Origin of the sequence: Corynebacterium sp. KPL2861 (genome assembly GCF_040225475.1) — a bacterium.
Lineage (GTDB): Bacteria > Actinomycetota > Actinomycetes > Mycobacteriales > Mycobacteriaceae > Corynebacterium.
This window is the reverse complement of record NZ_JBEHFW010000003.1, coordinates 131,952-157,994: the sequence shown is the minus strand read 5'-3', so window position 1 is coordinate 157,994 and position 26,043 is coordinate 131,952. Positions and strand designations below refer to the sequence as shown.

The following is a 26,043-nucleotide window of genomic DNA, read 5'->3' as shown; positions in this document are numbered from 1 at the left end:
AAAGAAAGCTTTCTAGTCAGCTAAACGGTCAATGCGCGCATTCGCGCGCCTGCGAGCCTCACCCTCTACGGCGAGGATTTCATCGAGGGTAGAGACTACACCAGCAAACTGGGAAGACTCCCCGAGGATCTCGCCTACAACATCAACAATCTCTGGGAAGTGGATACGCCCAGCCAAAAAGGCCGCCGCGGCCTCTTCATTGGCAGCGTTATAAATCACTCCAGTTCCCTGCGCCGCAGCCTCGCGGGCGAGGGATACGGCGGGAAAAGAGACATCATCAAGCGGCTCAAAATGCCACGTATGCGCTTGTGAAAAATCGAGCGCCGGCTGCGCCCCCGGCACACGCTGGGGCCAATTCAGCGCCAGGGAGATGGGCAGCTTCATCGATGGCGGAGAGGCCTGGGCGATAGTGCAGCCATCTTTAAAAGTGGCCATCGAGTGAATGACCGACTGCGGGTGAACCGTGACATCGATGCGCTCTGGCTCGATATCAAAAAGCAGCTTGGCCTCAATGAGCTCGAGCCCCTTATTGATCAAGGTGGCTGAATTCAGCGTATTCATCTGTCCCATGGACCATGTAGGGTGCTGCGCGGCTTGCTGCGGGGTAACGTCCCACATCTGCTCACGCGTCTGACCGCGGAAGGGGCCGCCCGAGGCCGTGAGAACGAGCTTGGCTAGCTCGCCCTCTTCGCCCGCGCGCAGGCATTGCGCCATCGCAGAGTGCTCCGAATCCACGGGGATGATCTGGCCTGGCCGCGCGGATTTCGTGACCAGCGTGCCGCCGGCAACCAAGGACTCCTTATTCGCTAGCGCAAGGTACTCGCCGATTTCCAGCGTAGCCAGCGTGGCCTTGAGCCCGAGGGAGCCCACTAAGGCATTGAGCACGGTATCGGCGGGAACCGAGCGCACCAGCTCTTCGGCTGCACCGGCGCCGGAAAGTACTGTGCCGCCTAAATCAGCAGAAACCTCCGCAGCCGCCGCAGTCTGTGCCACCGCAATGTGGTCAAACGAAAGGTTGAAGGCGCGGGCCTGCTCAATGATCTGCTGCGGGTTAGAACCGCCCGCAGCAATGCCCACGACCTCAAACTTATCGGGGTTATCTGCAATCACTTCTAATGCTTGCGTGCCAATAGAGCCGGTGGAGCCGAGAATAAGTATTCGCTGAGTAGTCACCCCTCTACCCTAGCGGTCATTTACGCCGCCCGGCTATGGGGTGGATCCGGGCAAGAAGGCGGGGGTGTTTAATCGCCTTTGCAGCCACGATGTTTTAAAATAGTAGGCAGTCAAATGGCATTGGTGTGCCCTCGAAAAAAGGACACACGCGATAGCGAAGGAGAGCAAGTGTCTTCCCACAAGCCGGTACCGCAGGTTTATGACGGTGTTTCTACCGAAGATGTTCCATCCGCAGGCTTCGGTTGGTCCCGCATCAGCCGCTCTGGTGTGCAAATCGCGGGTTGGATCTCCGTGATTTTCATGATTGGTTTCAACTTTGGTAACCACAAGGGCCACGTGGAGACCGTCTGGCTCGTCGCCCTGACCGTCCTTTTGGTTGTGGGCCTGCTCATCTTCACCTTCGAGCCGAAGCTCAACCAGGTGCGCACCATCACCTCTAATAATAAGCCGGCCGACCACCAAGAACGGGACTGGACTTATGACCAGAAGACCGTATCCGGTGCCTACACCGAGTTGACCGACTCCCAGCTGCGCGCGTTGAATATCGAGCCTTCCCGCGTAGCCCACCTGCGTGTTGACTCCGCGTCCGACGCTGCCGAGGTAAGCTCCGGCAAGCACGCGCTGTAATCCTAGCTACGGAAAACCGCCGGGCCGCCTTAATGCGAGGAGCTCGGCGGTTTTGTGGTTTTACCGGGTACGTAGCCGTACTGCGTTTGACTGCACCGCACGTGTAAACGCAGAATACAACGAGAAAACCACCTAAGCACTTATCCAAAAATGCCTAGGTGGCTGTGACAGCGGGCTCTTAGGCCGACATGTCTTCTCGTTCATCGGCGGCAAGTTGGCCACAGGCTGCCGCGATTTCATCGCCCTTAGTATCGCGCACAGTGCACGGCACTCCTTGTGCTTGGACGCGGCGCACGAATTCGTCAAGCCGCGTCTTAGGAGCTGCGTCCCACTCCGAGCCAGGGGTCGGGTTAAGAGGGATCACGTTAACGTGCACCTTGGAGCCGAGCTTCTGGTGCAACTTGCGGCCTAGCATATCGGCGCGGAAATCCTGGTCATTCTTATCCCGAATAAGGGCGTATTCGATTGACACGCGGCGGGCGGATTTATCGGCGTAGTACCGTGCGGCATCGAGGACCTCATCAACGGACCAGCGGTTATTTACCGGAACCAAGCTATCGCGCAGCTCATCATCCGGCGTGTGCAGCGACACCGCAAGCGTGCAGGCAAGGTCTTCGTCCGCGAGCTTGCGGATGGCAGGTGCCAAACCCACGGTGGATACGGTCACATTGCGCTGCGAAAGCCCAAAGCCCGTTCCATCCTGGCCGGTAATCTGGCGCACCGCCTGGACCACGCGCTTGTAGTTTGCCAGCGGCTCTCCCATGCCCATGAAGACCACATTGGACAAGCGTCCGCCTTCGGCCGCCATTGCTGCGGCTGCGTGGCGGAACTGTTCGACGATTTCGCCTGTAGAAAGGTTGCGGTCTAGTCCGCCCTGGCCGGTAGCACAGAACGGGCAGGCCATTCCGCAGCCAGCCTGGGAAGAAATGCACAAGGTAGCACGGCCGGGGTACCGCATCAGGACGGACTCCAATAGGGTGCCGTCGTGCAAGCGCCACAGGGACTTAGTGGTCTCCCCATCATCAGTAGAAGTCGTACGAATAGGCTTCATGAGCTCAGGGAAGAATGCCTCCTTCACCTCCTCGCGCTTGCCGGCGGGGATATCCGTCATCTCTTCGACGTCGTCAGTAAGATGCTCGTAGTAGTGCTTGGCAATTTGCTTAGCACGGAATTTAGGTAGGCCGATGTCTGCGAGCTTATCGATGCGCTCGCTTTCAGAGAGATCCGCAAAGTGCTTGGGTGGCAGACCGCGCCGCGGCGCGGAGAAGTTAAGTTTTACTGGTTGAGCCATAATGATGCCCATCTTTCCACGGTTTACCGGTACTTTTCCAATTGGGAACGCCTCAATTTATAGCCAAGTGGAATTTTGGAAGGGTTTACAGAAATAATGGATATATGACCAATCCGAAATACCCCGAAGATGACTTTTCCACCTCCGATGATGAGGCCACCGCGGCAGAAGATCAAGCTGCTCTGGCCGAATCTGGAAGCAAGGAAGTCTCCACCGGCGCCGGCACCACCGAACCCGCTGCCGCACCACAAAAAGCCCAAGGCTCGTTCGCCGCTAGCACCTGGGCAGCTCTCATCGTAGGCTTCCTCTTGCTGATCGTGTTGATCATCTTCATTCTGCAAAACCAGCAAGAAGTTCCTATGAACTTCCTCGGCTGGTCGGGTCAGTTCCCAGCAGGCATTGCCTACCTGATGTTTACCATTGGCGGCGCTCTCATCATGGCGCTTGTGGGTGTGTGGCGCATGCTCGAATTGCGCCGCCAATTGCGCAAGCAGGCCCAAGGCTAAATAGCCCTACCGCCGCTCTCCTCCCTGCCCCCCGAAATGTTATTTCGGTGACGCAGCGGGAAGCGGCGGTTTTATATTCAGCACCCTCTGACACGCGGTGGCCCCAGCTCGGATTAGACCGCAATGTTTGCCATAAAACTCATGGCCACCCAAGTAACCATGGCAGAGGGAAGCATGCCATCAAGGCGGTCCATAAGGCCGCCGTGTCCAGGGAGAATGTGGGACATGTCTTTAATGCCCAGCTCTCGTTTAAATTGCGATTCCACCAAGTCACCCAGCGAGGCGCAAATAACAAGGCCAAGGCCCATCAAGGCACCTACCCACGCCGAGTGGTGCAAGAGGAAGTGGACGGAAAGCGCCCCAACGATGATGCCGAAGGCGATGGAGCCGCAAAATCCCTCCCAGGATTTCTTCGGGCTCACGGCCGGTGCCATGGGGTGGGAACCAAACATGACGCCGACGACATAGCCGCCCGTATCGGAGGCGACCACGCACAACATAAAGACCATGATGGAAGCGGCGCCGCTGGCCACCGGGGAAGAAATCAGCGACAGCATCGCTGCAAAGGTCGCAAACAGTGGAATCCACGTCAGCACGAAGATACCGACGGACATGTCCCGCAGGTAATTGATGGGTGGGCGATGCCGCCCGTTATGAAAAAGTCTGCCGAACATCAAAATGAGCACGGCGGTGACGTAGACGGCCACGAGGCCGGGCGCGCCGAGCGGCCAAGAAATCCACACCATGGCTTGGCCCAAAATGATTAACAGGGTGCGCGGGATATAGTACGAGTTCTCCCGCAAGCGGGTAAGGACTTCCCACATTGCCCCGCCGACCGCGACGGCTACCACCGCATACCAGGCCAAGGGGCCAGCCCAGACGGCGAGGACGACGAGGGCGCCAAGTCCCACGCCTACTCCAATAGCCGCCGGCAAGTCACGGCCGGGACCATTTTTCGGCTGCGGCAATCGGCGGTTCAAGGCGTCACTCACCGTGACCGGCTCCTTTCACTTGGCGTTGTATGCGCGTCGCGGGGCTTATCTATTTCCTATACAAAAATACTACGTATAGAAAAGCGCCGCCGGCCGATGTGGGCGCGGCGGCAGCGGAAAAGGCCTAGACCTCCATCAATTCGGATTCCTTGTTTTCCACTAGCTTGTCAACCTGATCGACGTAACCAGCGGTAATCTTTTCCATTTCCTTTTCTGCGGCAAGGACCTCATCCTCGCCCTCTTCGCCATCCTTTTGGAGCTTCTTCAGCTGCTCCATGGCCTTGCGGCGGATATTACGGATGGCAATCTTGCCGTCTTCGCCCTTGCTCTTGGCCAGCTTGACCATTTCCTTACGGCGCTCCTCGGTCAACTGCGGAACGGTCACACGCAGTACGTGGCCATCGTTGGTGGGGTTAACGCCCAGGTCCGAGTTGCGGATGGAGTTTTCAATCTCTTGGATCATGGACTGCTCGTATGGCTTGATGAGCAACATGCGCGGTTCTGGAACAGAGATAGTAGCCATCTGAGTAATCGGGGTCGGCGCACCGTAGTACTCCGCGATGAGCCCGTTGAACATCGCCGGGTTCGCGCGTCCGGTACGAATGGTCACCAGCTGCTCGCGGGTGTGCTCGACGGAAGCGGTCATGTGCTCTTCTGCTTCGAGCTGAATGTCATCGATCATGAGGCTGAATCATCCTTCAACGTTGAGGGGTAGCTGTATAAAAGGTAGCAGGTTCTGTGCCGTTTTAGAATTAGGACTGCACCAGCGTGCCGATAACCTGACCGCTGGCCGCGCGGGCGATATTCCCCTCTTCCAAGAGGTTGAAGACCAAGATCGGCATGTCATTGTCCATGCACAGGCTGAAGGCGGTTGCATCGGCGACCTTGAGGCCCTTTTCAATGACCTCGCGCGGAGTGATTTGGGTGTAGAGCTCCGCATCGGGGTTCGTGCGTGGGTCGTCGGAGTACACGCCATCAACGCCCTTGGCCAAGAAGAGGACATCGGCGCCAATTTCTAGTGCGCGCTGCGCGGCCGTAGTATCCGTGGAGAAGTACGGCATGCCCATGCCGGCACCGAAGATAACGACGCGGCCCTTCTCCAGGTGGCGGTCAGCGCGCAGTGGCAGGTACGGCTCGGCGATTTGCGCCATGTTGATAGACGTTTGCACGCGGCAATCAACGCCCTTTTGCTTCAGGAAGTCCTGCAGGGCCAACGAGTTCATGACCGTGCCCAGCATTCCCATGTAGTCAGAGCGGGCGCGGTCCATGCCACGCTGCGAGAGCTCTGCACCGCGGAAGAAGTTGCCGCCGCCAATCACCACAGCGATTTCGATCCCCTGCTCAGCCACTTCGGCGATTTGGCGAGCTACATTGTCGACAACGTCCGGGTCAATTCCGACTTTGCCTCCGCCAAACATTTCGCCGCCGAGTTTCAGCATTACTCGTTTGTATCCGGTTCGCTTTTCGTCTGCAGAAGTCACGCCTTCATCGTCTCCTTTTGCGCGGGCTGATTTTATTTCTTTTCCATCTTACCCACACAGCCGCCGCTTCCCCACACCGCACCACAGGCCAGCAGCCACCCCTTCCCCACTGCCCCTAGACAGCAGAAAAGCCCACTGAGAGGGCGTACCTCCCGTGGGCTTTAAAGGCTAAAAAGCGGGCTTAGACTTAAGCGCCAACCTCGTAACGGACGAAGCCAGTAATGGTGGTGCCGGCCTCTTCTGCGACCTGCTTGACGGTCTTCTTGTTATCGGACAAGGAAGCCTGCTCCAGCAGAACAACGGACTTGTAGAAGCCGTTCAGGCGGCCTTCCACGATCTTTGGAAGCGCAGCCTCAGGCTTGCCCTCCTCGCGAGTGGTGGCCTCAGCGATGGAGCGCTCCTTCTCGACGATCTCTGCAGGAACGTCTTCGCGCTTCAGGTACTCAGCGTTCATTGCTGCAATCTGCAGTGCGGCAGCGTGTGCGCCTTCCTTGTTACCTTCGTAGGAAACCAAGACACCGACTGCAGGAGGCAGGTCAGCGGAGCGCTGGTGCAGGTAGACAGCAACGTTATCGCCATCGACGGTGACTGCACGACGAGCCTGCAGCTTCTCACCGGTCTTTGCGGACTCCTGGTCAACGAACTCGGAGACCTTCTGGCCGTCGATCTCTACGTTGTTGAGTTCCTCCGGGGAATTAGCCTTGGCTGCGGCTGCAGCTTCAACAATCTTGTTGGCGAAGGACTGGAAGCCCTCGTTCTTTGCCACGAAGTCGGTCTCGCAGTTGATCTCAACCATGGTGTTGCCGGATACGGCAACGAGGCCCTCGGTAGCCTCACGGTCAGCGCGCTTGGACACGTTCTTCGCACCCTTGATGCGCAGGAATTCAACGGCCTTGTCGTAGTCGCCGCCGTTTTCTTCTAGGGCCTTCTTGCAATCGAGCATGCCGGAGCCAGTTGCTTCGCGCAGTGCCTTCACGTCTGCAGCAGTGTAGTTCGCCATAGTTAGGGCGATCCTCCTTGAAAATCAATCAGTGTTCGTTGAGACAGCGTAGCCGAAGAAGCGGTCTCGCGCCGTCTTTGGGTGGGGATATCTACCCCATTTTGCCTTCATCAATGCGGTCGTACGGAGGCTAATTTTAGCCGCCTCCAGCATAGATAAAAGTAACCCCTACCGCCGTAGCACACGGTGGTAGGGGTTAGGTAAACAGCCTTGTACAGGAATTATTCCCTAGCTGCCCCACACCAAAATGTGCGTGGGGTATTCAATTAAGTGCAGTTAAGAAAGTATCCTCACAAGAGGCAGGCCTACTGTGCAGGCTTGTCTGCGGGTGCTTCCTCAGCCTTTTCTGCAGAAGCAGGATCGGATGCGGCCGCAGCAGCCTCAGCATCGCGCTGTTCCTTCTCTGCGGAATCGCCGGCAGCTTCCTTAGCAGCTGCAAGCTGGCGCTCCTCGCGAGCCTTCTTGCCCTCTTCGACGGCAGAAGCCACGATGCCGGACAGCAGCTTGGTGGAGCGGATTGCGTCATCGTTGCCCGGGATCGGGAAGTCAACGTCATCCGGGTCGCAGTTGGTGTCCAGAATGGCAACAACCGGGATGTTCAGCTTGTGAGCTTCCTTAACCGCGATGTGCTCCTTGTTGGTGTCAACAATCCACAGTGCGGACGGGGTCTTGGCCATCTCGGAGATGCCGCCCAGAACGCGCTCAAGCTTGGCGCGCTCGCGGTTGAGCATCAGAACTTCCTTCTTGGTGCGGCCCTTGTAGCCGTCCTCGCGCTCATCCATAGCCTGAAGTTCCTTCATGCGCTTCAGACGCTTGGACACGGTCTGGAAGTTGGTGAGCATGCCGCCCAACCAGCGGTGGTTGACATAGGGCATGCCGACGCGGGTTGCTTCTTCAGCAACTGCTTCCTGCGCCTGCTTCTTGGTGCCAACGAAAAGGATGGTGCCACCGTGAGCGACGGTTTCCTTAACGAACTCGTATGCCTCATCGATGTAGGTCAGCGTCTGCTGCAGGTCGATGATGTAAATACCGTTACGGTCGGTGAAGATGAAACGACGCATCTTCGGGTTCCAGCGACGGGTCTGGTGGCCAAAGTGCACACCAGCGTCGAGGAGCTCGCGCATGGTTACAACTGCCATGATTCGCTCGCTTTCTTTTAATTGTCTTTCGGTTTTCCAAATGTGCGGTGTTTTATTCCGCACCCTAGCAACGAAGGCCCTGCTAACACCTTGTTTCCAAGGACCACGTCAGCTGCCGGGCCGCCACACCCTTGATGCAGGATGCGACAACTTCGTCGCGCGTAGTCAATGCCTCCGTGATGATTACCACCCAGCGGACACACTGCTATAGAAGACAATAATCCCAGCCAGCTGGAATTTCCAAACCGAACGAGCACTTTTCCACAAGTTTCTCTGGGCGTTTCACCTCGATTGTCACTCGAGTTTCTTCCGCCCCACCGCTGCTAGTTTATCCACAGCCGGTCCACCCTTCGCCGGGCATTATTGACCGCAGCGCTCCACACTGTGCCCCATGCACCTATTGCCACGACCACGAAACACCGCCGCTTGCCGATGCCCCCTTATCCCCACCCTCGCCACCATCCTCACTGGTGCGCTGGTTCTACTGTGCGCGGCGCCCGCTGCCGCATACGTCGATCCCGCCTCGGGTAAACCGCGCCCGGTGCGAGTGCTGCGCGGGTTTGATAAGCCCGAGCATAAGTGGAGCACGGGCCACCGAGGCGTCGATATGGCCCTAAGAATTGGCAGCCCAGTCGTCGCCGCCGAATCCGGCACCGTGGCTTTTGTCGGCACCGTTGCAGGAACTCCGGTGGTGTCGATTGACCATGCCGATGGCATTCGCACCACGTATCAACCCGTGCACGCGAGCGTTACCCAAGGCCAAGCGGTGCACGAGGGCCAAACCATAGGCAAACTCGGCCACCCAGTAGACGGCACACCAGGGCTGCATTGGGGCGCGCGGATTGCCAAAGACAGCTACATCGACCCCTTAAGCCTGCTGGATATGCCGGTCATCCGGCTCAAGCCTTTATAAGAATCACTCAGGCCCGCGGGTGGGCCTGGGAATAGACCTGCTTTAGCCGCTTTGCGGAAACATGCGTATAAATCTGTGTGGTACTCAAAGACGAGTGACCCAGTAACTCTTGGACCACGCGCAAATCCGCGCCGCCTTCTAAGAGGTGTGTAGCCGCAAGGTGGCGCACCCCGTGAGGTGTTAGGCCGCTTGTGCCGGTAATCGTGGCAGCTTTGTCCACGATGCGCCGCACCTGGCGCTGGTCAATGCGCGCTCCCCTGCTGCCTACAAAGATGGCGCGGGTATCTCCTCGCGCCATTTCTTTGCGCCCGCCGTCTAACCACTGCTGCAGGGCATCGGTTGCGGCAGCGCCGAAGGGCACGACCCTTTGCTTATTTCCCTTACCGGTTACACGTGCGGTGGACCGCTTTAAGTCCACGTCTTCTATATCGAGGCGGACCAATTCCGCCACGCGCATTCCGGTGGCATAGAGCAACTCCAAAATGGCGCTATCGCGCTGAAAATGCGCTTCATCGACAGAAACCGCATTGCCCACAAGCTCTCCCGCCTGCTGCGGTGCCATCACCGTCGGGAGATGCTGGCCCACCTTCGGTGTTACCAATCGTGCCGCAACATCGCGGGTGAGGTAGCCTTCCCTTTCCGCCCAGGTAGAAAAGGCTTTAACTGAGGCAGTCCTGCGCGCCAGCGTTGCGCGCGCCTTTCCTTCTGCGACCGCGTTTCCTAGCCACTGGCGCAGGTTATTGAGGTTAAAATCCGCAAATGTATCGATGTCTTGGGCCAGGTTTTTTAAGTCCGCGCGGTAGCCACGCACCGTGGCCTCCGCACGGCCTTTGACATGGAGTTGGAAGTCCGCAAAGTCCTCGATTGCCTCGTCCATTTGCCTGACCGGGCCATGGGTTACTGCGGTCTTCCGTTTATCACTCATACCCCACGAGTTTACTTGCTTTTCAGCCCATCTCTAAGCGAACCCAGTTATTTCCTTCCCGTACGATCACACACATTTTCTCTAGGGCAAGCAATAAGTGGACGGTGAGGGGCAGGCGGAACCCCGCGTCCCGCGCAATATCTTCAGCAGTAGCCGGAGGGCTGCCCGGCGGCGGGGTCGCGTCAAAGACCCGCAGCTCATTCCGCGATAATCGCTGCGTTAAAGACGCCGCAAAATTCATTTCATACTGCGCCTCCGGATCAACCGTCCCGGCGCGGCCCACCAGGGCGCGGACTTCATCAGCGCTGGCGACCAACTGGGCCCGCCCGTCCTGGATGCGCTGGTGGCACCCGAGCGAACCGCTCGTCGTAATTGGTCCCGGCACCGCCATGGCAACGCGCCCCAAGGCTTCTGCCCAGTTGAGGGTATTAAGCGCGCCCGAGCGATATGCCGCTTCCATGACCACGATTCCTTGGCTTAGCGCCGCAACAAGGCGGTTGCGAATGAGGAAGCGATGCCGCTTGGGTGCAGTTTCTGGAGCGAATTCTGAGACGATGCAGCCATTATCGGCTATCTGGTCAAAGAGTCCGCCGTTGCGGGCCGGATAATTCTTATCGATCCCGCATGCGGCGACAGCAATAGTGCGACCCGCGTTGTGCAAGGCGGTCTCATGCGCCACGGTATCTACGCCCAAGGCGCCGCCGGAGACGATAGTCCATTCATGATTCACTAGGCCCGAGACCACGCTTTGGGTTGCTTGCCACCCGTAGCGCGAAATGGCGCGCGTGCCCACGATTCCAACGGCCTGCCCTACCTCGGGTTTCAGCGCTGAGCCGCGTACCCACAAGCTATGCGGAGGCACCGCTTGCTCATCGAACGTGGCCGGCGCGTCCGCGCCATTCTGGTAAAAGCCAAAGGCAGAAGAAAACGCCTCTGCTGGCCACTCCGGGCTATCGGCCGTAATCAAGCGCGCCCCAACGCGCTCTGCCGCAGCGAGATCTTCTTTTTGCCGCACCCAATCAAACCGCGAGGCGGTGCGTGCTAAAAGAGGCCCGATCCAATCGGCTCGGTGATAAATCCCGTGGGCAATCTCTTCTGCCGAACGATGTTCCAGCAAGGCCTGCAAGGAGGCAGACGGGCCCTCTACCACGCGATTGAGATATACCCATGTGGCAAGCGGCGTCGATAAATCAAGATCGCTCATGCCGAAATCCTCCCTACCGTTTGGCTCGAACGAAGGTCGAGGGCTTGGCCCACTTCCGCGAGATCGGGTGTGGAGCTGCCGTGCAAATCTGCCAAGGTCCACGACACGCGCAGGACGCGGTCGATGCCGCGCTGTGAAATCTCGCCCTCGGCAAGGTAGGCAGACAACATGATCATCGCGGACTCGGAAGCCGGGCGGTGCCGGCGCAAATAGGACGAGGGCACGGCACCGTTAACGCGTGCCGGAATGCCGTCGGCTGCCCACCGCGCCCGGGCACGGTCGCGAGCCGCAGCGACCCGCTCGGCAATGGCGGCAGATGACTCTTCGCCCTCCGCATTGATGGTGGCTGACTGTCCGGAGAGGGTGACCACCATGTCCAAGCGGTCGCGCAACGGCCCCGACAGATTCGATAGATAATTAAGCCGGTCATGCGGATTGCAGGTGCATTTAGAGGGATCTTCGGCGGCGCACCGACAGGGGTTGGCGGCCATAATCAGTTGGAATCGCGCCGGGTAGTCAATCTCCTGCTGCGCGCGTGCCAGGCGGACATGGCCTTCTTCCAAAGGCGCGCGCATTCCGTCGAGGACCGGGGCGCTTACCTCGCTGACTTCATCGAGGAAGAGCACCCCATTATGGGCCAGGCTTACCGCCCCTGGGCGAGGATGACCGCTTCCACCACCAAGGAGCGCTGCGCGGGTAACCGAGGAGTGCGGGGCGATGAAGGGCGCGTGGGAGACCACTTCACCGGGGGTCCCCGTGAGCGAGTGGACCGCGGTGGTTTCTACCATTTGGTCCAGGCTTAGCGCCGGAAGAATGCTGGGCAGGCGCGAGGCGATCATGGATTTTCCCGAACCTGGTGGGCCAATCATCAACAGGTGGTGCCCACCGGCGGCGGCGACTTCCGCAGCCCACTTGGCATGGTGTTGTCCGGCTATATCGCAATAGTCGAGGCGTTCCTGTGCGGGCGCCGGTGCGGGTTGATCAGAGCGACACTCGGCCGCGCGAGGCAGGTCACGCTCTCCTAGCGCCCAGGCAAAGGCATCAAAGAGCGTGGCTGCAACCAGCACATTCATATCGGGAACGAGGGTGGCCTCGGCCGCATTGCCTGGCGGAATGACCAGCGTAGAAATGCCCTCCTCGCGGGCGGCAAGAAGCGCTGGGATGATGCCGGGTACTGCCCTAACCGTGCCGTCCAGGCCTAGTTCCCCAAGCACCAGGGTTTCTTCGAGAACCTGACTGGGTGATTGCACGGAGCGCGCGTAGTCAGCGCCGTGCTGTTCTACGTGGGCGGCAAGAATCGCAAGGGCCATGGGCAGATCAAAGTGGGAGCCTGATTTTGGGAGCGAGGCCGGCGACATAGAGACAATCACCTTGGTTTTCGGCCATGGCAGGCGGGAGTTCGCGGCGGCGGTCTTGATGCGGTCGCGGGATTCAGATATCGCGGTATCCGCATGCCCCACCACATGGATTCCGGGCAGGCCGTGCCCTACGTTGGCTTCGACATTGATGACGCGGGCGAGCACGCCGTGCAGGGAGACTGCTAAGCATTTACCGAGGGCCATCGTCGACCCCCGTAAAGTGCTCTAGTTCAAAACCCTCGCCTTTGACGACGAGAGCAATGACATCGAAGCGCACGGTGGCCAGTGGCTTGCCGTCTAGCCACTGGACGGCGGCCCTGCGCATGCGGGAAAGCTTGTGTGGAGTCACGGCCTCGGCTGTGCCAAAGCTCGCGGTAGAGCGGGTTTTCACCTCCACGAAGACGATCGTGCCATCGGGCTCGCGGGCGATAAGGTCGATTTCTCCCACTCGGTAGGAAACGTTGGCGGCGATAATATCGGATCCACGCTCGCGGAGGTAGCGCGCGGCGAATGATTCTCCCCGCTTGCCTAGTTCTTGCCTGTGCCGGGGGCGCTTCGTAGCGAGGTGTTTATCGGATGCAAATTGCATGTGCGGCCTCCTTTTCTTTCGTGCTGTTTGTGCTGCACGCACAGAACACCGCAGGATGCGGGCCGGCTACAAGCCCGAAAACCAGAAAACCGCCGCGGATGTGAATAACTTCGGCATGACGAAGAGTTATCCACAGCTGCGGCGGGATGAAGTGGGCGCCGAGTTGACAGGCGCCCAGTGCCCTAGTCCGGCATGATGAAATCCGGCTTATCCAGTTCCTCGATATTGACGTCCTTGTAGGTAATGACGCGGACGTAGCGCACAAAGCGCGCGGAACGATACATATCCCATACCCAGGCATCGGACATGCGCACCTCGTAGTACACATCGGGCCCGGCGGTATGGGGAATCAGTTCTACGGCATTGGCCAGGTAGAAACGGCGTTCGGTTTCTACGACATAAGAAAACTGGCTGACGACATCGCGATATTCGCGGTAAAGGGACAGCTCTACCTCTGCCTCGTAGTTTTCGAGTTCCTCTGCACTCACTGTGGACCTCCAAAATATGGGATAGCTCGCCCTAGCTTAGCGCGCAGAAACCACAATTTTCGCTAGGCACGCGCAGTGAATTGGGCATGCGCGCGCTGCACATTGCTGTAGCTCATGCGGTGTTCTGGGCTCGCCCCCAAAGCGGCAATCGCGGCCTCGTGTGCCTTGGTTCCATAGCCCTTATGCCCAGCCAATCCATAACCTGGAAAGCGCTCGTCTAGATCCCGCATGAGGCGATCTCGGCTTACCTTGGCCAGCACGCTCGCCGCCGCAATGCATCGCGCCGCCGCGTCCCCACCGATGATGGGCAGGTGAGGTTGGGTGAGGCCGGGGATAAAGAGGGCATCGGAAAGCACATAGCCCGGGCGCTTGTCCAGGCGCGCTACCGCCCGGCGCATGCCTGAGGTATTGGCGTGCTGGATGCCGCGCTTGTCGATGTCCCCCGCACCAATATGCACCACAGACCAGTCCACAGCCTTGTCTTTGATGATGGGAAAGAGCTTTTCGCGCTGGCGGGGCGTGAGCTTTTTGGAATCGGTTAAGGTATCCAATTCGCCCACGATGCGCTCGGGCAGGATGCAGGCGGCGATGGTGATGGGGCCGCAGCACGCACCGCGGCCGGCCTCATCCACCCCGGCGACGGGGCCGAGCCCCGCCCGAGCCAACGCCACTTCAAAGGTGCGCTGCTGCTTAAGCCGCCGCATCCTGGATATCCGGATCGTCGATGCCGCCAAAGCGCGATACGGGCAGGACCACGGCTTCTACCTTGCCGCGCACGTTGTCCACCGGCACGGTGCCTTGCAGGTGATCGCCTATGTGCGCGCGAGAATCCAGGGAATTGGTGCGGTTATCCCCCATGACCCACATATTGCCTTCTGGAACGGTAACGGGGCCAAAGTACTCGCCGCCACATGCCTGCGAGCCGGAGCCGGGATCGACCGGGATCTCGGGAGGATCCAACGTGAAGCTCTGGTCTATCGGTGCACCATCCACCATCACCGCGGAATCGCCCTCCTCGCACTTGACCGTCTGACCCTCGGTGGCGATAACGCGCTTGACCAGGATATTTTCCCCATTGGGCAAAAGCCCCACTGACGCCAAGGCGTTTTGGGCACCGCGCACCAGCACGTTATTGGAGCGCTGCACCTCAAATTCCGTATTCCAAGACTCAGGGCCTTCAAATACTACGACATCGCCCGGATCTGGGTCGTGGAAGTAATAGCTCATCTTCTGCACCGCGATGCGGTCATTATCGCAGCCCGTGCAGCCATGCAGCGTGGGTTCCATCGACGCGGAGGGAATGACATACATCCTGCCCACGAAAGCCTGCAATAAGACTAGGATCACGAAGCCGCCTATGACCGGCGCAAGGAAATCGCGCGTGCGCAGGCGCTGTTGCTGTGGTTTAGCTTTGGATGTCTGGGTCATCGACCCCACCAATGCGGTTGAACGGCCAGAATACGAACTGTACCTTTCCGCGCACGTTATCTACGGGGATCGTGCCGTGGAAGTTATCGCCCATGTGGTAGCGCGAATCCGCGGACGCGGTGCGGTTATCCCCCATGACCCAGATATTATCCTCAGGCACCTTCACCGGGCCGAAGTACGGGCCGCCGCAGGCTTCCGATCCGGTCGACTCATCCACCGGATAGGTCGGCGGATCCTGTACGTAGTCTTGCTTGATAGGCTTTCCATCCACCATGACGGCCGGATCGCCTTCTTGGCAGGAAACCGTCTGCCCGCCGGTGGCGATAACGCGCTTGACCAGGGTATTTTCATCTGGCGGCGCCAAAGAGATAAAGCTCAGCGCATCCTGAATGCCGTGAATGACGGAATTGGATGAGCGCGGGGAGACGTAACTCCCGTTCCAGTCCTCGGTGCCCTTAAAGACCACGACATCGCCTGGCTCTGGGCCCTTATCACCGTAGTAAGAGACCTTTTCTGTAAAGATGCGGTCATTCGTGCATCCCTCACAGCCATGCAGCGTCGGCTCCATGGATCCTGAGGGAATCACGTATTGGCGGCCAATGAAGTTTTGGAATAGCCCCACGACCACCAACACGGAGACGACGACCACGAGAGTCTCCAGCCACCACGGCATTTGTTTTTTCTCCGTGGTTGCTTTCTCCGTGGCCGCTTCATTGCCCTGCGAGATGCTTTCGTTATTCACCCGTCAGATCCTAGCAACTGCATGCCCGCGATCCGGGTTGGCTCCCGTGCCTGCGGGGCGATTCACAGGAAATCGAAATGATTCGAGGGGTGCACAATAAAAATCTCCCTCCCTTTCCGGCACTGTGCATGCAGGAAAGGAAGGGAGATAGGCGGCGCCCAGGGCGGCGCTAGAACTAGCGACGCTCCTTGATGCGAGCCTTCTTGCCGCGCAGATCGCGCAGGTAGTACAGCTTCGCACGGCGAACGCGGCCGCGGCGGGAGACCTTGATGGACTCGAGGTTCGGGGAGTGAACCGGGAAGGTACGCTCTACGCCGATACCGAAGGAAACCTTACGCACGGTGAAGGTCTCGCGGATACCGGAGCCCTGACGGCGGATGCAGATGCCCTTGAAGAGCTGTGCACGCTCGTTGTTACCCTCAATAACCTTGACGTTGACGTCGAGGGTATCGCCGGGACGGAAGGACGGGATGTCGTCGCGCAGCTGCGCTGCATCGACCTTGTCGATAATGTTGGTCATACCAATATTCCTTTTCAGTTTGGGACAGAGGACCCTAGCGGCCGAAGGCCTAACCGGTTCGTGCCCGTTACATAGAACGATGGATTATCTTTCCATAGGAACCAGCCAATTCCAAATTCCTCTACTTCGCGAATTTACTACCCTACCTGGGGCGAGCCGGGCGCGCAGCACGCCTTAGGCAGGCATGGGCGAGCGGAGAATGGAGTGGTGCTCATCGAGGATCTTCGCCGTGCCTAGGTGCCGCGCCCGGAAGACCAAGTACGACGCCACCACGGCACCCACCGTGATACTAAAGAGGATGATGATCCCGCTCCAGAACGTTCCATCATGAATGCCGTCGGTGGCGCGGGTAAACGCGTCCTTGGCGTAAGACATCGGGTGGAAGGGGTGCAGCAGGCTCAGCGCGCGCGGAATCGCCACGACCGGCCACACCCCGCCAAAGACCATCACGCCCAGGGCGAAGGCGCCGACGGCAAAGATTGAACCGATCTTGCGCCCTAAGGTAACCATAAAGAACTGGTAGGTCGCCGCACCCACGGCGGAAATTGCTGCAAGTACGAGCGCGATCATGGACCAGCTTGCCGGCTGCCACCCCAGGGTGGAAGACATCAGGGCCATAAACGCCAGTATGAGGAAGTTCAGTCCGGTCAGCGCGGCAAAGGCGCCGAATATGCTGCGGGCTGGGCTGGTGACGCGGGCTCCCCGGCGCGCCAAGTAGTACGGCAGCGTCATCGCCAATAGCAGCATGACGAGGAAGCCGAATACGAGCACGAAGAGCATGTAGGCGCCGCCGGTAATATTCTTTTCGGTCGGGTCCGCTGGGTTGACCACCGTCTGCACGGGGTGGACCTTGGATGCGGTGAAGATGATGGGCACCGCCATATTTTGCGCGGAATCCTCTGGGCGGGAAACGGTGGGGGCTTTAGCTGCGCCATCGGCAAGTTTTGTGGATAGTTCGCCGGAACCTTCCTTGAGGCGATCCATGCCGCCCGTCAACTCAGCTCCGCCTTCTGCCAGCCGGCCAGTGCCCTCCTTAAGCGAGCCCGTGCCATCGTGGAGGCGGGATGCGCCATCCTGCAGGCGGGTCGCACCGTCCTGCAGCTGCGCGGTACCGTCGCTGAGCTTGCCAACTCCGCCGCGCAGTTCCTTAATGCCATCGGACAAGCGGTGTGCCCCGCCATTTAGCGTGGTAAGGCCGCCCAGATATTCCGATTGCGGATCGGACAGGTTGTAGTGCAGCTGCCCGGTACCTGCAGAAAGCTTTTCCAGCTGGCTAACCATATTTCCACTCGCTGCGGGATCAAGCTTGGATACGAGCGAATAAAGCTGATCTGCTTGTTGGGTCATACCGAGCCCGCGCAGAATGTCTACCAGCTGGGTAAGACCAGGCACCACGGCTTGGGCTTGTTTCAGCACGGGGATGAGCATGCCCGTGAGCTGATTGACACCGGCATCGATTTGGCCCGCACCATCGGCGAGGCGGCCGGTGCCGGCAAGGAGCTTATCGGAGCCCTCGGCAAGCCGGGTGGCACCGTCATCGAGGCGCGCGGCGCCATCGCTCAGCCGGCCTGCACCATCATTCAACTGGCCGACGCCATCATTGAGCCGCGTCGTTCCGTTGAGGAGCTCGGCCGTGCCGTTATTAAGCGTTCCCGCACCATTGTCGAGCTTATTGATTCCGTCAATCGCGCGCCCGCCGCCCTCTTGCAGCTTGCCGACGCCCTCATCGAGGCGTCCCGCGCCGTCCGCGGCATTGTTCAGGCCGTCGCTCAACTTAGTAAGCCCCTCGATGACCTGGTCAGCGTACTTTTTGGAAATGGCGTTTTCAACACTCGTCTGTACCTGCGGAATGAGGCTGGAGGAAATCACTGAGCCATTGGTGCCATAGTAGTCATTGGTAGCGAAGTTAATATCCGGCTTTTCGGGCTTATCGCTGATGATGGTCACGGCCTGCTCGGAAAAGTTCTTCGGAATCGTCACCACCATCAAGTATTTGCCCTTGACCAGGCCCTCATCGCCTTCGTTCTTTTTGACCTCAGAAAAGTTGAGGTAATCGGTATCCAGCAGGCCCTCGACCACTTGGTCGCCATAGTTGGTGTGCTTGCCCTGCTTATCCACGCCCGCGTCTTCATTGACCACTGCGAGGTCAATATTGCGCATGTACTTGGACGGATCCCACATGGCCCACATCATGGTTCCGGCCACGATGATGGGCGCAACGAGGAAGAATACGATAAGCACCCGCGACAAAGCGCTGCGCGGGCGCCAATCCAGAAGGCGGTGCCAGCCCAGCACTCCCCGGCCCTTGTGTTCCTCGCCGCTTATCGAAGGCATCTCTGCAGTGTCCCCAGCGCCTTGACCGCTATCGGCCGCACGACTCATAGTTGTCTCCTTATGGCAGTAGTTCAGCGTCTCCCCTTGCCCATCTGCTCAGGAGTGCCTCGCTGAAATAGGAGAAGAAGGACGCCATTTACTTAGTTTTGCCAAACTTACCATTAATAGGCGCGGGAGTCCGCATCGACTGCGACGTGGCGGTCATATTTTTCGGCGCGTGCGCGGTTGGCGGGGAAATTTCCCCACCGTCGCCTCAAGCAACTGCCCACCTTGCGGTGCTGGTAGGCCGCTGCACCGAGAAGTTAGAAGCCGGCCTTCTTCAGGGCATCGGCCATGGTCCCCTTGGCTGCCGGGCGCCCGCGGGAGCCTCCACGATCGGAGTTGCGGCCCCCCTTCTTCCCTGCTGCGCGCGAGGGCTTTTGACCGCCGCGCTTGCCGGATCCGCGCGGCGAATCGCCGCCGCGACGCTTCGGCGCAGGCTGGCCTGGTTCATCATCCAGCCGCAGCGACAGGCCGATGCGCTGGCGATCGACGTCAACCTCCATCACCTTAACCTTGACCACCTGGCCAGAGCGCACGACTTCATGGAGATCAGAAACAAACTGATGGCTCATGGCAGAGACATGGACAAGGCCGTCTTGATGCACGCCGACATCGACAAACGCACCAAAGGCCGCCACGTTGGTGACCGTTCCCTCCAAAACCATGCCGGGGTTAAGGTCAGAGACCTTATGTACGCCTTCTTTAAAGGTGGCGGTCTTAAACTCAGGGCGCGGATCGCGGCCGGGTTTATCCAATTCGGCGATGATATCGCTCACGGTAGGGATACCGAAGGTCTCGTCCGCAAAATCGGCGGGATCTAGCTTGTCTAGTACCCGGGTATTGCCAATGAGCTCTCCGATGCCCAGCCCCGTCTGCTCCGCAATCCTTGTCACGATGGGATAGGCCTCGGGGTGAACCGCCGACGCATCGAGCGGGTCCGCTCCCCCATTAATGCGCAGGAAGCCGGCGGATTGTTCAAAAGCCTTCGGGCCTAAGCGCGGCACCTTCTTCAGCTCCTTGCGGGTAGCGAAAGAGCCATTGTCATTGCGGTAGGCCACGATATTGGCGGCAATGGTGGGGTTGACGCCCGCCACGCGCTCCAATAGCGGCGCCGAGGCCGTATTGAGGTCGACGCCGACGCCATTGACGGCGCTTTCTACCACGCCATCCAACGTCCGGGCCAGCGACGTCTGGTTCACATCGTGCTGATACTGGCCCACTCCGATGGCCTTAGGATCGATTTTCACCAGCTCTGCCAGCGGATCCTGCAGGCGCCGGGCAATGGAGACTGCCCCGCGCAGCGAGACATCCATATCGGGGAATTCCTCCGCCGCCAGCTGCGATGCGGAGTAGACCGATGCGCCGGATTCGGAGACCACGACGGGCGTCGGCCGCTGACCGCCAGCTTGTTTGAGCAGGTCAGCAATCTCGTGCGCGAGCTTTTCTGTTTCCCTGGAGGCAGTGCCATTGCCGATGGCCATGAGGTCAACCGAGTGCCGCGCGCACAGTGTGGACAGGGTCTGTACCGACTGCGACCACTGGTTTTGCGGCTGGTGTGGATAGACGATGGTGGTATCGAGTACCTTGCCTGTTTTATCCACCACGGCGCATTTGGTGCCGTTGCGATAGCCCGGATCGAGGCCGATGGTGGCGCGCTGGCCCGCTGGTGCGGCAAGCAGCACATCGCGCAGGTTCGTGGCAAAGACCTTAAGCGCGCCTTCTTCTGCTACCTCTTTCAAGCGCATGCGCACATCCAAGCTGGAGGAAACATACAACTTGGTGCGCCATCCCCAGTGCACGGCATTATCCAGCCACGCGGAGCTGCGATCTAGCTCGAACCGATCCGCAATCAGGTCCTCGTAGTCGGCATCGTCACCCGCATCGAGGTGCAACTGCAGCACTCCCTCATTCTCCCCGCGCAGGAGCGCCAGAATGCGGTGGGAAGGCAGCGAAGAAAAAGGTTCGTTGAAGTCGAAGTAATCCTTGAACTTCGCCCCCTCGGCTTCCTTTCCTTCCACAACCTGCGCCTGCATGGAGCCCTGGTTAAACATGCGCTCGCGCACGCCACCGACCAAGTCCGCATCGAGCGCGAACCGATCGATGAGAATGGAGCGCGCACCCTCCAGTGCCTTCTTGGTATCCGCGAAACCTTCCGTGAGATAACCTAGCGCCAGTTCCTCCGGCTGGGCTTTCGGCTGCGCAATCAATGTGTCGGTCAGCTCCTCCAAGCCGGCTTCCCGCGCGATATCCGCCTTTGTCTTGCGCCGCTTCTTATACGGCAGATACAAATCCTCAAGCCGCGCCTTGGTATCGCAGGCGAGGATCTGGCTACGCAGGTCATCGCTAAGCTTGCCCTGCTCTTCAATGGCGGCAAGGATCGTCTCTTTACGCTCTTCCAGCTCGCGCAGGTAGGTGGCCCGCTCTTCGATAGTGCGCAGTTGCGCGTCATCCAAACCACCCGTGGCCTCCTTGCGATAGCGCGCAATGAAAGGCACCGTATTTCCCTCCGCCAGAAGCCTTAGCGCCGTCGAAACCTGGGTTTCTTGAGCGCCAATCTCCGCCGCGATGGTAGCCGCAATATTCACGTAGGTTCCTCACACTTCCATTTCAAAGCTTGGTATGGGACCCACCCAATTTACCGCATGCGTTTTCCGCCGCCCCAGACGGCCAGTGCGGGACACATAAAAATCCTCTTCTTCCCGCACGCTGAAAGCAGGAAGAAGAGGAATGAAACACGCCCCAATTTAGTGGATGACTACCCGGGCTCTATCGCCACCGGAGCAGCTCACCCGCGAGGAATTACCGGAGCAATACATCGTATAGGTACCGCCGGTCTGCGGTGAATAGACGCTCAAGGTGGCATCCGTTCCGCCACCGGCCACCCAATTATTCATGAAAGCGTTGTAGACGTTTTTAGCAAAAGGTGCTGACGTTGGGCCCGTAGCGTAATAACTCGTGTAGTCGCCCCACGAGTGCCCATTGCCACTACTTTCGGGTGCCTGTGCCGGGGCAGGCGCGGGTGCCTGCTCGGTCTTGGTCACGGTAGCTTCACTATCTGACGACTTCTCGTCGTCCTTGTCATCAGCCTTTGAGGAATCAGCCTTTTGCTGGAATTGGGTTTCCTGCGCGGTAGTGCTGGAATTATCCTTATTTCCGGTCACGAAAAAGACGGTCGCAGCGGCAATAGCAAGGAGTGCCACAACTCCCAAAATGATCGCCGCAATCATGGCGCCATTCCCGCCGCGGCTCTGATCAGGCTGAGAATACCCAGGGTACTGGCCATATTGTGGCTGTTGGTTATATCCGCCAAAATCATTTCCATTGGGAGAAGTCATGCGAGAAATCCTTGGAGAGCAAGTAAAACTGCGAGTGTGTGCTGCCCTTACAGTAGCACTACCCAGCACTAATACAAGTATTTCAGGAAATTTTCCTTAATTTTCTTCACTGGTATCTGCGCGCCATACCGGCTCAACCGACCACGCAAATTCGGTATGCCCAATTTCTGTACTCCCCAACCACGACGCTGTGGGTGGCAGGCACTCAGCCACCATGGGTGCGACGGAAGGCAGGGGCGCGGCAGTATCGCCATTGACGATAACCCGCCACAACGGCGTCCCATCCGCTGCGGTTCCATTGCTGAGTTCATATTCCTGGGCCAACGGGCTATCTGCCGGCGGCGACGGAGCAACCACTGTGGCAAAAATATTTACCGGCATAAAACCTGCATCGCGCAATTTCTCTGGCATGCCTGCCTGGCTTTCTTCCCATTCTTCCCGGGGCATCAGCACAGAAAGATCCACACTCACCTGCACTACTGTGCCTTGCCTTCAGATTCACGCTCGCGCAATTGCGCTAAAAAAGCCCTATCCGCCTTGCTCAATTCCACTTGGTCCAATAACTCTGGGCGGCGCTGCCACGTTCGCTCCAATGCTTGTTCTCGGCGCCACCGGTCTACCAGCCCATGATTTCCAGAGGTCAATACCTCCGGCACCGCAAGCCCGCGCCACTCGCGCGGTTTGGTATAGCTCGGCCCCTCCAATAGGCCATCAGAAAAGGAATCCTCTTCATGCGAGCGCTTATTGCCCAATACCCCGGGGATGAGGCGGACTACGGCTTCTGCAATCACCAATACGGCAACCTCCCCGCCAATGAGCACATAGTCCCCGATGGATACTTCCCGAACGCGGTAGCGCTTCTTCGCATCTTCCACCACGCGCTGGTCGATGCCCTCGTAACGCCCACAGGCAAAAACAATATGTTCCTCGGTGGACCATGCCCGCGCATCCGCTTGGGTAAACGGCGCCCCAGCCGGGGTGGGAACGAGAAGCAGCGGGAGATCGCCATCTTCACTGTCGCTCCCTCGATCATCGTGCGCCGCATCGGCGCCATACGCCCGAGCTTCGACACCCTCTAATTCATCATGGCGAGGGCGGTTGAGGTGCGGCAGGGAGGAATCAAGGGTGGGGGCGGTGGTCCCGAGTGCGACATCGTCAAGCGCAGGCCCCCATACCTCGGGTTTCATGACCATGCCTGGGCCGCCGCCAAAAGGCGAGTCATCGACCGATTTATGCGCATCCGTGGCCCACTGACGCAGATCGTGCACGCCCACCTCGAGGCGGCCCTGCTCGATGGCCTTGCCTAAAAGGGCATGGCGCAGCGGCTGCAGGTATTCCGGAAAGATGGTCACCACATCGAGCCTCATAGATCCAACAGCCCTTCTGGGGGTTGGATGGTGCACGAGCCGGCTTCCAAGTCCACTTCGGGGACGATGGCATGAACAAAGGGCACCAGGGCGGTGCTGCCCGAAGACAACTCAACCTCCAGGAGGTCTTGGCTAGGACCGTGTACGACGGAAGCCACAGCGCCGATATCTTCTCCATCGTGGATTACGCGCAGGCCTTCAAGCTCGTGGTCATAAAAGCCCTCGCCATCATCCTCTAATGGGGCAGCGAAAAATTGTGTACCACGCAGGCTTTCCGCCTGAGTGCGATCTGCAATTTCCTTGCACGTCACCAAAAGCCGCCCCTTGTGGCTACGCACCGCAGAGATGGTCAATTCGTGCTCCTTGCGGCCCTGCCTTCCCTGCAGTTTTTCTCCCACCGCAAAGCGCACCTCGGGCCCATCGGTGGTGGGCTCTACCACCACTTCTCCCTTGATCCCATGCGACTTAATGACGCGCCCAATCATCAATTCCATGGCGCAGAGTTTACCGCATACACCCGGCTGCCTTTATTTTCTGCCGCGCTCCCCACAACCTCACTCCAAGGAATTACGCTTGAAGCATGAACGATTCTCCCCACCCGTCCTCCGATCCACGCAGTGCGCATCAGGACGCACCGAGTTCCCCCTTGATCGACCTTGATCTGGTGGCCTTGGCACCTCCCACAGATCCTGAACGCGAGCGCCCTGGGGTCAAGAGAGTCTTGAACGGGGAGCGCGCAAACCTCATCCTTTTCAGCTTTTCCCCCGGTCAAACCTTGCCGGATCACAAAGCCGCCCACCCGATCACTGTGCAGGCAATACGCGGAGAAGTGAATTTCACCTGCGGGGAGAAGACGGTCGCACTAGCCCCAGGTAACATTGTGCACTTACCGGCCTATATAGTGCATAGCGTTGCCGCACCCCTACCGGATGTGAACTCGGACTCACCCACAGAGCAGCCGGACGGGCAACCTGCACTAATGCTTTTAACGATGCTTACAGGCTAATTGGAATACACACACCGTTAGGACAGATTTTGGATACAACGCAGTCTCATAACAAGCCCTATCACCACGGAAACCTCCACGACGAGCTGCTACGGATCGCTGTACAATTAGGCAAGGAAAAAGGTCCCGAGGCTATTACCATCCGCGCCGTCACCCGCGCGGCAGGAGTGTCCCCCACCTCTGCCTACCGGCACTTTAAGGACCAGGAAGAACTTCACGATAAGGTGGCCGAGCTAGCCACCGACGAGCTCGTGCGCCGCCTTCACCACACCACCGATAAAGCGGGCGACCTCGCCTTCCCCGATCACCTCGTGCAGATCGGGTATGCCTACCTCGATTTTGCCCTCGATGAAACGAATTTCTTCCGTTGCATGCTGGAGTGGAAGGCGCTGCGCTTTATGCTCGGTGTGGACCCCTCAACTCCCGATGATCCAAAAAGCGAACACCTCAATCTGATTCAGCGCTACTTCGATCTCTTGGTCCGCCATGCCCAGGCCCTAGGCCAAACGCCTGATAAAGAATATTTCCTACACAATAGCTTGCTGTCGTGGTCCGCCGTCCACGGGTTTACCGTGCTTGCCATTGACGGGCCCCTGTCAAAACTGCCGCGTGAGGAAATCTATAAGCTGTTCAAACCCGTCGTCGCAGGCAGCTTGCGAGGGATGGATTTTAAAGATCCGGGCGATGTATACGCCAATTACCCCGAATTGCGGCCACGCAGTGAATAGCGCTAGCCACTAGCCTTGGTGATGGACGCGCGCTGGCCGAGCGCGCAAAATCCCCCACTCGTTATCGCGCATAAATGCAACGATATCGGGTGGGGGATGAAGTTTATGCACAGCGGCCCTAATTAGTGAAGGGCGCTAGAGAACGAGCAGATTACTCTGCGGACTCCTCAGCATCTTCTGCATCAGCGTCTGCCTCGCCGGCAGCAGCAGCGGCAGCCTCAGCTGCAGCAGCCTCTTCAGCTTCCTTCTTCTTCTTAGCTTCTTCCTTGGCCTTCTTCTTCTCGGTGATGGCCTCGATGGTTGGGCCGTTATTAGCCTCAGACAATGCCTCGTTGAAGATGTCCAGCTTGGACTTCTTCTCTTCGGCAACCTTCAAGGTGCCTTCTGCGCCCGGCAGGCCCTTGTGCTTCTGCCAGTCACCGGTGACCTTCAGTAGTGCCAAGACAGGCTCGGTAGGCTGTGCGCCAACGGACAGCCAGTGCTGTGCGCGCTCGGAGTCGATCTTGATGAGGGAAGGCTCTTCCTTCGGGTGGTAGATGCCAATGTTCTCGATGACCTTGCCGCTGCGGCGGGTACGAGCATCAGCGATAACTACGCGGTATTCAGCGGCGCGGATCTTACCTACGCGCTGCAGTTTAATTTTGACAGCCATGATGGCTCCTTTTCTAGTCACTGGGCAGTTCAGACACGCGCTGTTTAGCACGCCGGTTCAACCCTTGGATTTTATCTGCGCGTGACGTACCGGCCGACCGTAGACGGGAACGGTGTTACGCAGAATGAAACGTCTCATTATCATCAGCAGTTCGCACTACTGCGATAACCCGAACCATTTTAGCGTGTGCAGGCAGTATTTTA

The 26,043-nt window shown here is 58.8% G+C and carries 27 protein-coding genes; 4 read left to right on the top strand and 23 right to left on the bottom strand.

Annotated elements, in window-relative coordinates:
- Positions 1 to 12 precede the first annotated feature (12 nt).
- Entirely contained in the window at positions 13 to 1,173 is a 1,161-nt protein-coding gene (gene dxr, locus ABRP84_RS03555; RefSeq protein ID WP_023022879.1) for a 1-deoxy-D-xylulose-5-phosphate reductoisomerase, read from the bottom strand.
- A 114-nt stretch (positions 1,174 to 1,287) separates the two neighbouring features.
- Between dxr and ABRP84_RS03550 the strand changes: the two genes are divergently transcribed.
- Positions 1,288 to 1,800, top strand: a complete 513-nt coding sequence (locus tag ABRP84_RS03550) for a DUF2631 domain-containing protein (protein WP_349852732.1) — start codon at positions 1,288 to 1,290, stop codon at positions 1,798 to 1,800.
- 178 nt (positions 1,801 to 1,978) lie between these two features.
- On the opposite strand, the gene rlmN is transcribed toward ABRP84_RS03550, so the two are convergent.
- Positions 1,979 to 3,091 carry a dual-specificity RNA methyltransferase RlmN gene (rlmN, locus tag ABRP84_RS03545; protein WP_023022882.1) on the bottom strand — a complete coding sequence of 371 codons (1,113 nt, stop codon included), beginning with the start codon at positions 3,089 to 3,091 and terminating at the stop codon, positions 1,979 to 1,981.
- Between the two features lie 104 nt (positions 3,092 to 3,195).
- On the opposite strand from rlmN, the gene ABRP84_RS03540 reads away from it, so the two are divergent.
- Positions 3,196 to 3,597 (top strand): LapA family protein, encoded by a 402-nt coding sequence (locus ABRP84_RS03540; RefSeq protein ID WP_023022884.1) that lies wholly within the window; start codon positions 3,196 to 3,198, stop codon positions 3,595 to 3,597.
- Between the two features lie 113 nt (positions 3,598 to 3,710).
- Here ABRP84_RS03540 and ABRP84_RS03535 read toward each other — a convergent pair whose 3' ends face one another.
- From ABRP84_RS03535 to rpsB, 5 genes are all read right to left on the bottom strand, one after another.
- Positions 3,711 to 4,589 carry a phosphatidate cytidylyltransferase gene (locus tag ABRP84_RS03535; RefSeq protein WP_023022886.1) on the bottom strand — a complete coding sequence of 293 codons (879 nt, stop codon included), beginning with the start codon at positions 4,587 to 4,589 and terminating at the stop codon, positions 3,711 to 3,713.
- A 124-nt stretch (positions 4,590 to 4,713) separates the two neighbouring features.
- Complete coding sequence (gene frr, locus ABRP84_RS03530) at positions 4,714 to 5,271, bottom strand: ribosome recycling factor (RefSeq protein ID WP_023022888.1); 558 nt, start codon at positions 5,269 to 5,271, stop codon at positions 4,714 to 4,716.
- Between the two features lie 70 nt (positions 5,272 to 5,341).
- A complete protein-coding gene (pyrH, locus tag ABRP84_RS03525) occupies positions 5,342 to 6,028 on the bottom strand; it encodes a UMP kinase (RefSeq protein WP_051138368.1) in 687 nt (228 codons plus the stop codon).
- Positions 6,029 to 6,257: 229 nt separating this feature from the next.
- Positions 6,258 to 7,070 carry a translation elongation factor Ts gene (gene tsf / locus ABRP84_RS03520; RefSeq protein ID WP_284769594.1) on the bottom strand — a complete coding sequence of 271 codons (813 nt, stop codon included), beginning with the start codon at positions 7,068 to 7,070 and terminating at the stop codon, positions 6,258 to 6,260.
- A gap of 305 nt (positions 7,071 to 7,375) precedes the next feature.
- The gene (gene rpsB, locus ABRP84_RS03515; RefSeq protein ID WP_005278684.1) at positions 7,376 to 8,209 is read right to left on the bottom strand and encodes a 30S ribosomal protein S2; all 834 of its coding nucleotides are present in this window, start codon (positions 8,207 to 8,209) and stop codon (positions 7,376 to 7,378) included.
- 391 nt (positions 8,210 to 8,600) lie between these two features.
- Between rpsB and ABRP84_RS03510 the strand changes: the two genes are divergently transcribed.
- On the top strand, positions 8,601 to 9,122 hold the full coding sequence (locus ABRP84_RS03510; RefSeq protein ID WP_023022894.1) for a M23 family metallopeptidase: 522 nt from the start codon (positions 8,601 to 8,603) through the stop codon (positions 9,120 to 9,122).
- A gap of 7 nt (positions 9,123 to 9,129) precedes the next feature.
- Here ABRP84_RS03510 and ABRP84_RS03505 read toward each other — a convergent pair whose 3' ends face one another.
- From ABRP84_RS03505 to rimM, 15 genes are all read right to left on the bottom strand, one after another.
- Positions 9,130 to 10,047, bottom strand: coding sequence for a tyrosine recombinase XerC (locus ABRP84_RS03505; protein WP_023022897.1), 918 nt, complete (start codon positions 10,045 to 10,047; stop codon positions 9,130 to 9,132).
- 22 nt (positions 10,048 to 10,069) lie between these two features.
- Positions 10,070 to 11,251, bottom strand: a complete 1,182-nt coding sequence (gene dprA, locus ABRP84_RS03500; protein ID WP_349852731.1) for a DNA-processing protein DprA — start codon at positions 11,249 to 11,251, stop codon at positions 10,070 to 10,072.
- Entirely contained in the window at positions 11,248 to 12,813 is a 1,566-nt protein-coding gene (locus ABRP84_RS03495) for a YifB family Mg chelatase-like AAA ATPase (protein ID WP_349852730.1), read from the bottom strand. The genes dprA and ABRP84_RS03495 overlap by 4 nt, the downstream gene beginning before the upstream one ends.
- A complete protein-coding gene (locus tag ABRP84_RS03490; protein ID WP_023022903.1) occupies positions 12,800 to 13,198 on the bottom strand; it encodes a YraN family protein in 399 nt (132 codons plus the stop codon). The genes ABRP84_RS03495 and ABRP84_RS03490 overlap by 14 nt, the downstream gene beginning before the upstream one ends.
- Positions 13,199 to 13,380: 182 nt before the next feature.
- The gene (locus ABRP84_RS03485; protein ID WP_005278666.1) at positions 13,381 to 13,686 is read right to left on the bottom strand and encodes a DUF2469 domain-containing protein; all 306 of its coding nucleotides are present in this window, start codon (positions 13,684 to 13,686) and stop codon (positions 13,381 to 13,383) included.
- Between the two features lie 62 nt (positions 13,687 to 13,748).
- Positions 13,749 to 14,399: a ribonuclease HII gene (locus tag ABRP84_RS03480; RefSeq protein ID WP_349852788.1), complete on the bottom strand. Its 651-nt coding sequence runs from the start codon at positions 14,397 to 14,399 to the stop codon at positions 13,749 to 13,751.
- A complete protein-coding gene (gene lepB, locus ABRP84_RS03475) occupies positions 14,377 to 15,114 on the bottom strand; it encodes a signal peptidase I (protein ID WP_349852729.1) in 738 nt (245 codons plus the stop codon). Before lepB (ABRP84_RS03475) ends, ABRP84_RS03480 begins: the two co-directional genes overlap by 23 nt.
- Entirely contained in the window at positions 15,092 to 15,787 is a 696-nt protein-coding gene (lepB, locus tag ABRP84_RS03470) for a signal peptidase I (protein ID WP_349852787.1), read from the bottom strand. Before lepB (ABRP84_RS03470) ends, lepB (ABRP84_RS03475) begins: the two co-directional genes overlap by 23 nt.
- A gap of 244 nt (positions 15,788 to 16,031) precedes the next feature.
- On the bottom strand, positions 16,032 to 16,376 hold the full coding sequence (gene rplS / locus ABRP84_RS03465; RefSeq protein ID WP_005278655.1) for a 50S ribosomal protein L19: 345 nt from the start codon (positions 16,374 to 16,376) through the stop codon (positions 16,032 to 16,034).
- Between the two features lie 174 nt (positions 16,377 to 16,550).
- Entirely contained in the window at positions 16,551 to 18,758 is a 2,208-nt protein-coding gene (locus ABRP84_RS03460; protein ID WP_349852728.1) for a YhgE/Pip family protein, read from the bottom strand.
- Positions 18,759 to 19,012: 254 nt separating this feature from the next.
- Positions 19,013 to 21,337 carry a Tex family protein gene (locus ABRP84_RS03455; RefSeq protein ID WP_349852727.1) on the bottom strand — a complete coding sequence of 775 codons (2,325 nt, stop codon included), beginning with the start codon at positions 21,335 to 21,337 and terminating at the stop codon, positions 19,013 to 19,015.
- A 159-nt stretch (positions 21,338 to 21,496) separates the two neighbouring features.
- Positions 21,497 to 22,087, bottom strand: coding sequence for a hypothetical protein (locus tag ABRP84_RS03450; protein WP_023022915.1), 591 nt, complete (start codon positions 22,085 to 22,087; stop codon positions 21,497 to 21,499).
- A gap of 96 nt (positions 22,088 to 22,183) precedes the next feature.
- A complete protein-coding gene (locus ABRP84_RS03445) occupies positions 22,184 to 22,558 on the bottom strand; it encodes a hypothetical protein (protein WP_232208506.1) in 375 nt (124 codons plus the stop codon).
- Positions 22,559 to 22,563: 5 nt separating this feature from the next.
- Positions 22,564 to 23,454 carry a tRNA (guanosine(37)-N1)-methyltransferase TrmD gene (trmD, locus tag ABRP84_RS03440; protein ID WP_023022918.1) on the bottom strand — a complete coding sequence of 297 codons (891 nt, stop codon included), beginning with the start codon at positions 23,452 to 23,454 and terminating at the stop codon, positions 22,564 to 22,566.
- Positions 23,451 to 23,948 carry a ribosome maturation factor RimM gene (gene rimM, locus ABRP84_RS03435; RefSeq protein ID WP_349852726.1) on the bottom strand — a complete coding sequence of 166 codons (498 nt, stop codon included), beginning with the start codon at positions 23,946 to 23,948 and terminating at the stop codon, positions 23,451 to 23,453. The genes trmD and rimM overlap by 4 nt, the downstream gene beginning before the upstream one ends.
- A 541-nt stretch (positions 23,949 to 24,489) precedes the next feature.
- On the opposite strand from rimM, the gene ABRP84_RS03430 reads away from it, so the two are divergent.
- Entirely contained in the window at positions 24,490 to 25,188 is a 699-nt protein-coding gene (locus ABRP84_RS03430; protein ID WP_349852725.1) for a TetR/AcrR family transcriptional regulator, read from the top strand.
- Positions 25,189 to 25,339: 151 nt separating this feature from the next.
- On the opposite strand, the gene rpsP is transcribed toward ABRP84_RS03430, so the two are convergent.
- Positions 25,340 to 25,840 (bottom strand): 30S ribosomal protein S16, encoded by a 501-nt coding sequence (gene rpsP, locus ABRP84_RS03425; RefSeq protein WP_023022926.1) that lies wholly within the window; start codon positions 25,838 to 25,840, stop codon positions 25,340 to 25,342.
- Positions 25,841 to 26,043: the final 203 nt, after the last annotated feature.

Bases quoted from the DNA above. Each gene is read 5' to 3' on its own strand.
- ABRP84_RS03550 (WP_349852732.1), top strand. From the start codon at position 1,288: ATGGCATTGGTGTGCCCTCGAAAAAAGGACACACGCGATAGCGAAGGA.
- rlmN (WP_023022882.1), bottom strand. From the start codon at position 3,091: ATGGCTCAACCAGTAAAACTTAACTTCTCCGCGCCGCGGCGCGGTCTG.
- ABRP84_RS03540 (WP_023022884.1), top strand. From the start codon at position 3,196: ATGACCAATCCGAAATACCCCGAAGATGACTTTTCCACCTCCGATGAT.
- frr (WP_023022888.1), bottom strand. From the start codon at position 5,271: ATGATCGATGACATTCAGCTCGAAGCAGAAGAGCACATGACCGCTTCC.
- pyrH (WP_051138368.1), bottom strand. From the start codon at position 6,028: ATGCTGAAACTCGGCGGCGAAATGTTTGGCGGAGGCAAAGTCGGAATT.
- tsf (WP_284769594.1), bottom strand. From the start codon at position 7,070: ATGGCGAACTACACTGCTGCAGACGTGAAGGCACTGCGCGAAGCAACT.
- rpsB (WP_005278684.1), bottom strand. From the start codon at position 8,209: ATGGCAGTTGTAACCATGCGCGAGCTCCTCGACGCTGGTGTGCACTTT.
- ABRP84_RS03510 (WP_023022894.1), top strand. From the start codon at position 8,601: ATGCACCTATTGCCACGACCACGAAACACCGCCGCTTGCCGATGCCCC.
- ABRP84_RS03505 (WP_023022897.1), bottom strand. From the start codon at position 10,047: ATGAGTGATAAACGGAAGACCGCAGTAACCCATGGCCCGGTCAGGCAA.
- dprA (WP_349852731.1), bottom strand. From the start codon at position 11,251: ATGAGCGATCTTGATTTATCGACGCCGCTTGCCACATGGGTATATCTC.
- ABRP84_RS03495 (WP_349852730.1), bottom strand. From the start codon at position 12,813: ATGGCCCTCGGTAAATGCTTAGCAGTCTCCCTGCACGGCGTGCTCGCC.
- ABRP84_RS03490 (WP_023022903.1), bottom strand. From the start codon at position 13,198: ATGCAATTTGCATCCGATAAACACCTCGCTACGAAGCGCCCCCGGCAC.
- lepB (WP_349852729.1), bottom strand. From the start codon at position 15,114: ATGACCCAGACATCCAAAGCTAAACCACAGCAACAGCGCCTGCGCACG.
- lepB (WP_349852787.1), bottom strand. From the start codon at position 15,787: ATGCCGTGGTGGCTGGAGACTCTCGTGGTCGTCGTCTCCGTGTTGGTG.
- rplS (WP_005278655.1), bottom strand. From the start codon at position 16,376: ATGACCAACATTATCGACAAGGTCGATGCAGCGCAGCTGCGCGACGAC.
- ABRP84_RS03460 (WP_349852728.1), bottom strand. From the start codon at position 18,758: ATGAGTCGTGCGGCCGATAGCGGTCAAGGCGCTGGGGACACTGCAGAG.
- ABRP84_RS03450 (WP_023022915.1), bottom strand. From the start codon at position 22,087: ATGACTTCTCCCAATGGAAATGATTTTGGCGGATATAACCAACAGCCA.
- trmD (WP_023022918.1), bottom strand. From the start codon at position 23,454: ATGAGGCTCGATGTGGTGACCATCTTTCCGGAATACCTGCAGCCGCTG.
- rimM (WP_349852726.1), bottom strand. From the start codon at position 23,948: ATGGAATTGATGATTGGGCGCGTCATTAAGTCGCATGGGATCAAGGGA.
- rpsP (WP_023022926.1), bottom strand. From the start codon at position 25,840: ATGGCTGTCAAAATTAAACTGCAGCGCGTAGGTAAGATCCGCGCCGCT.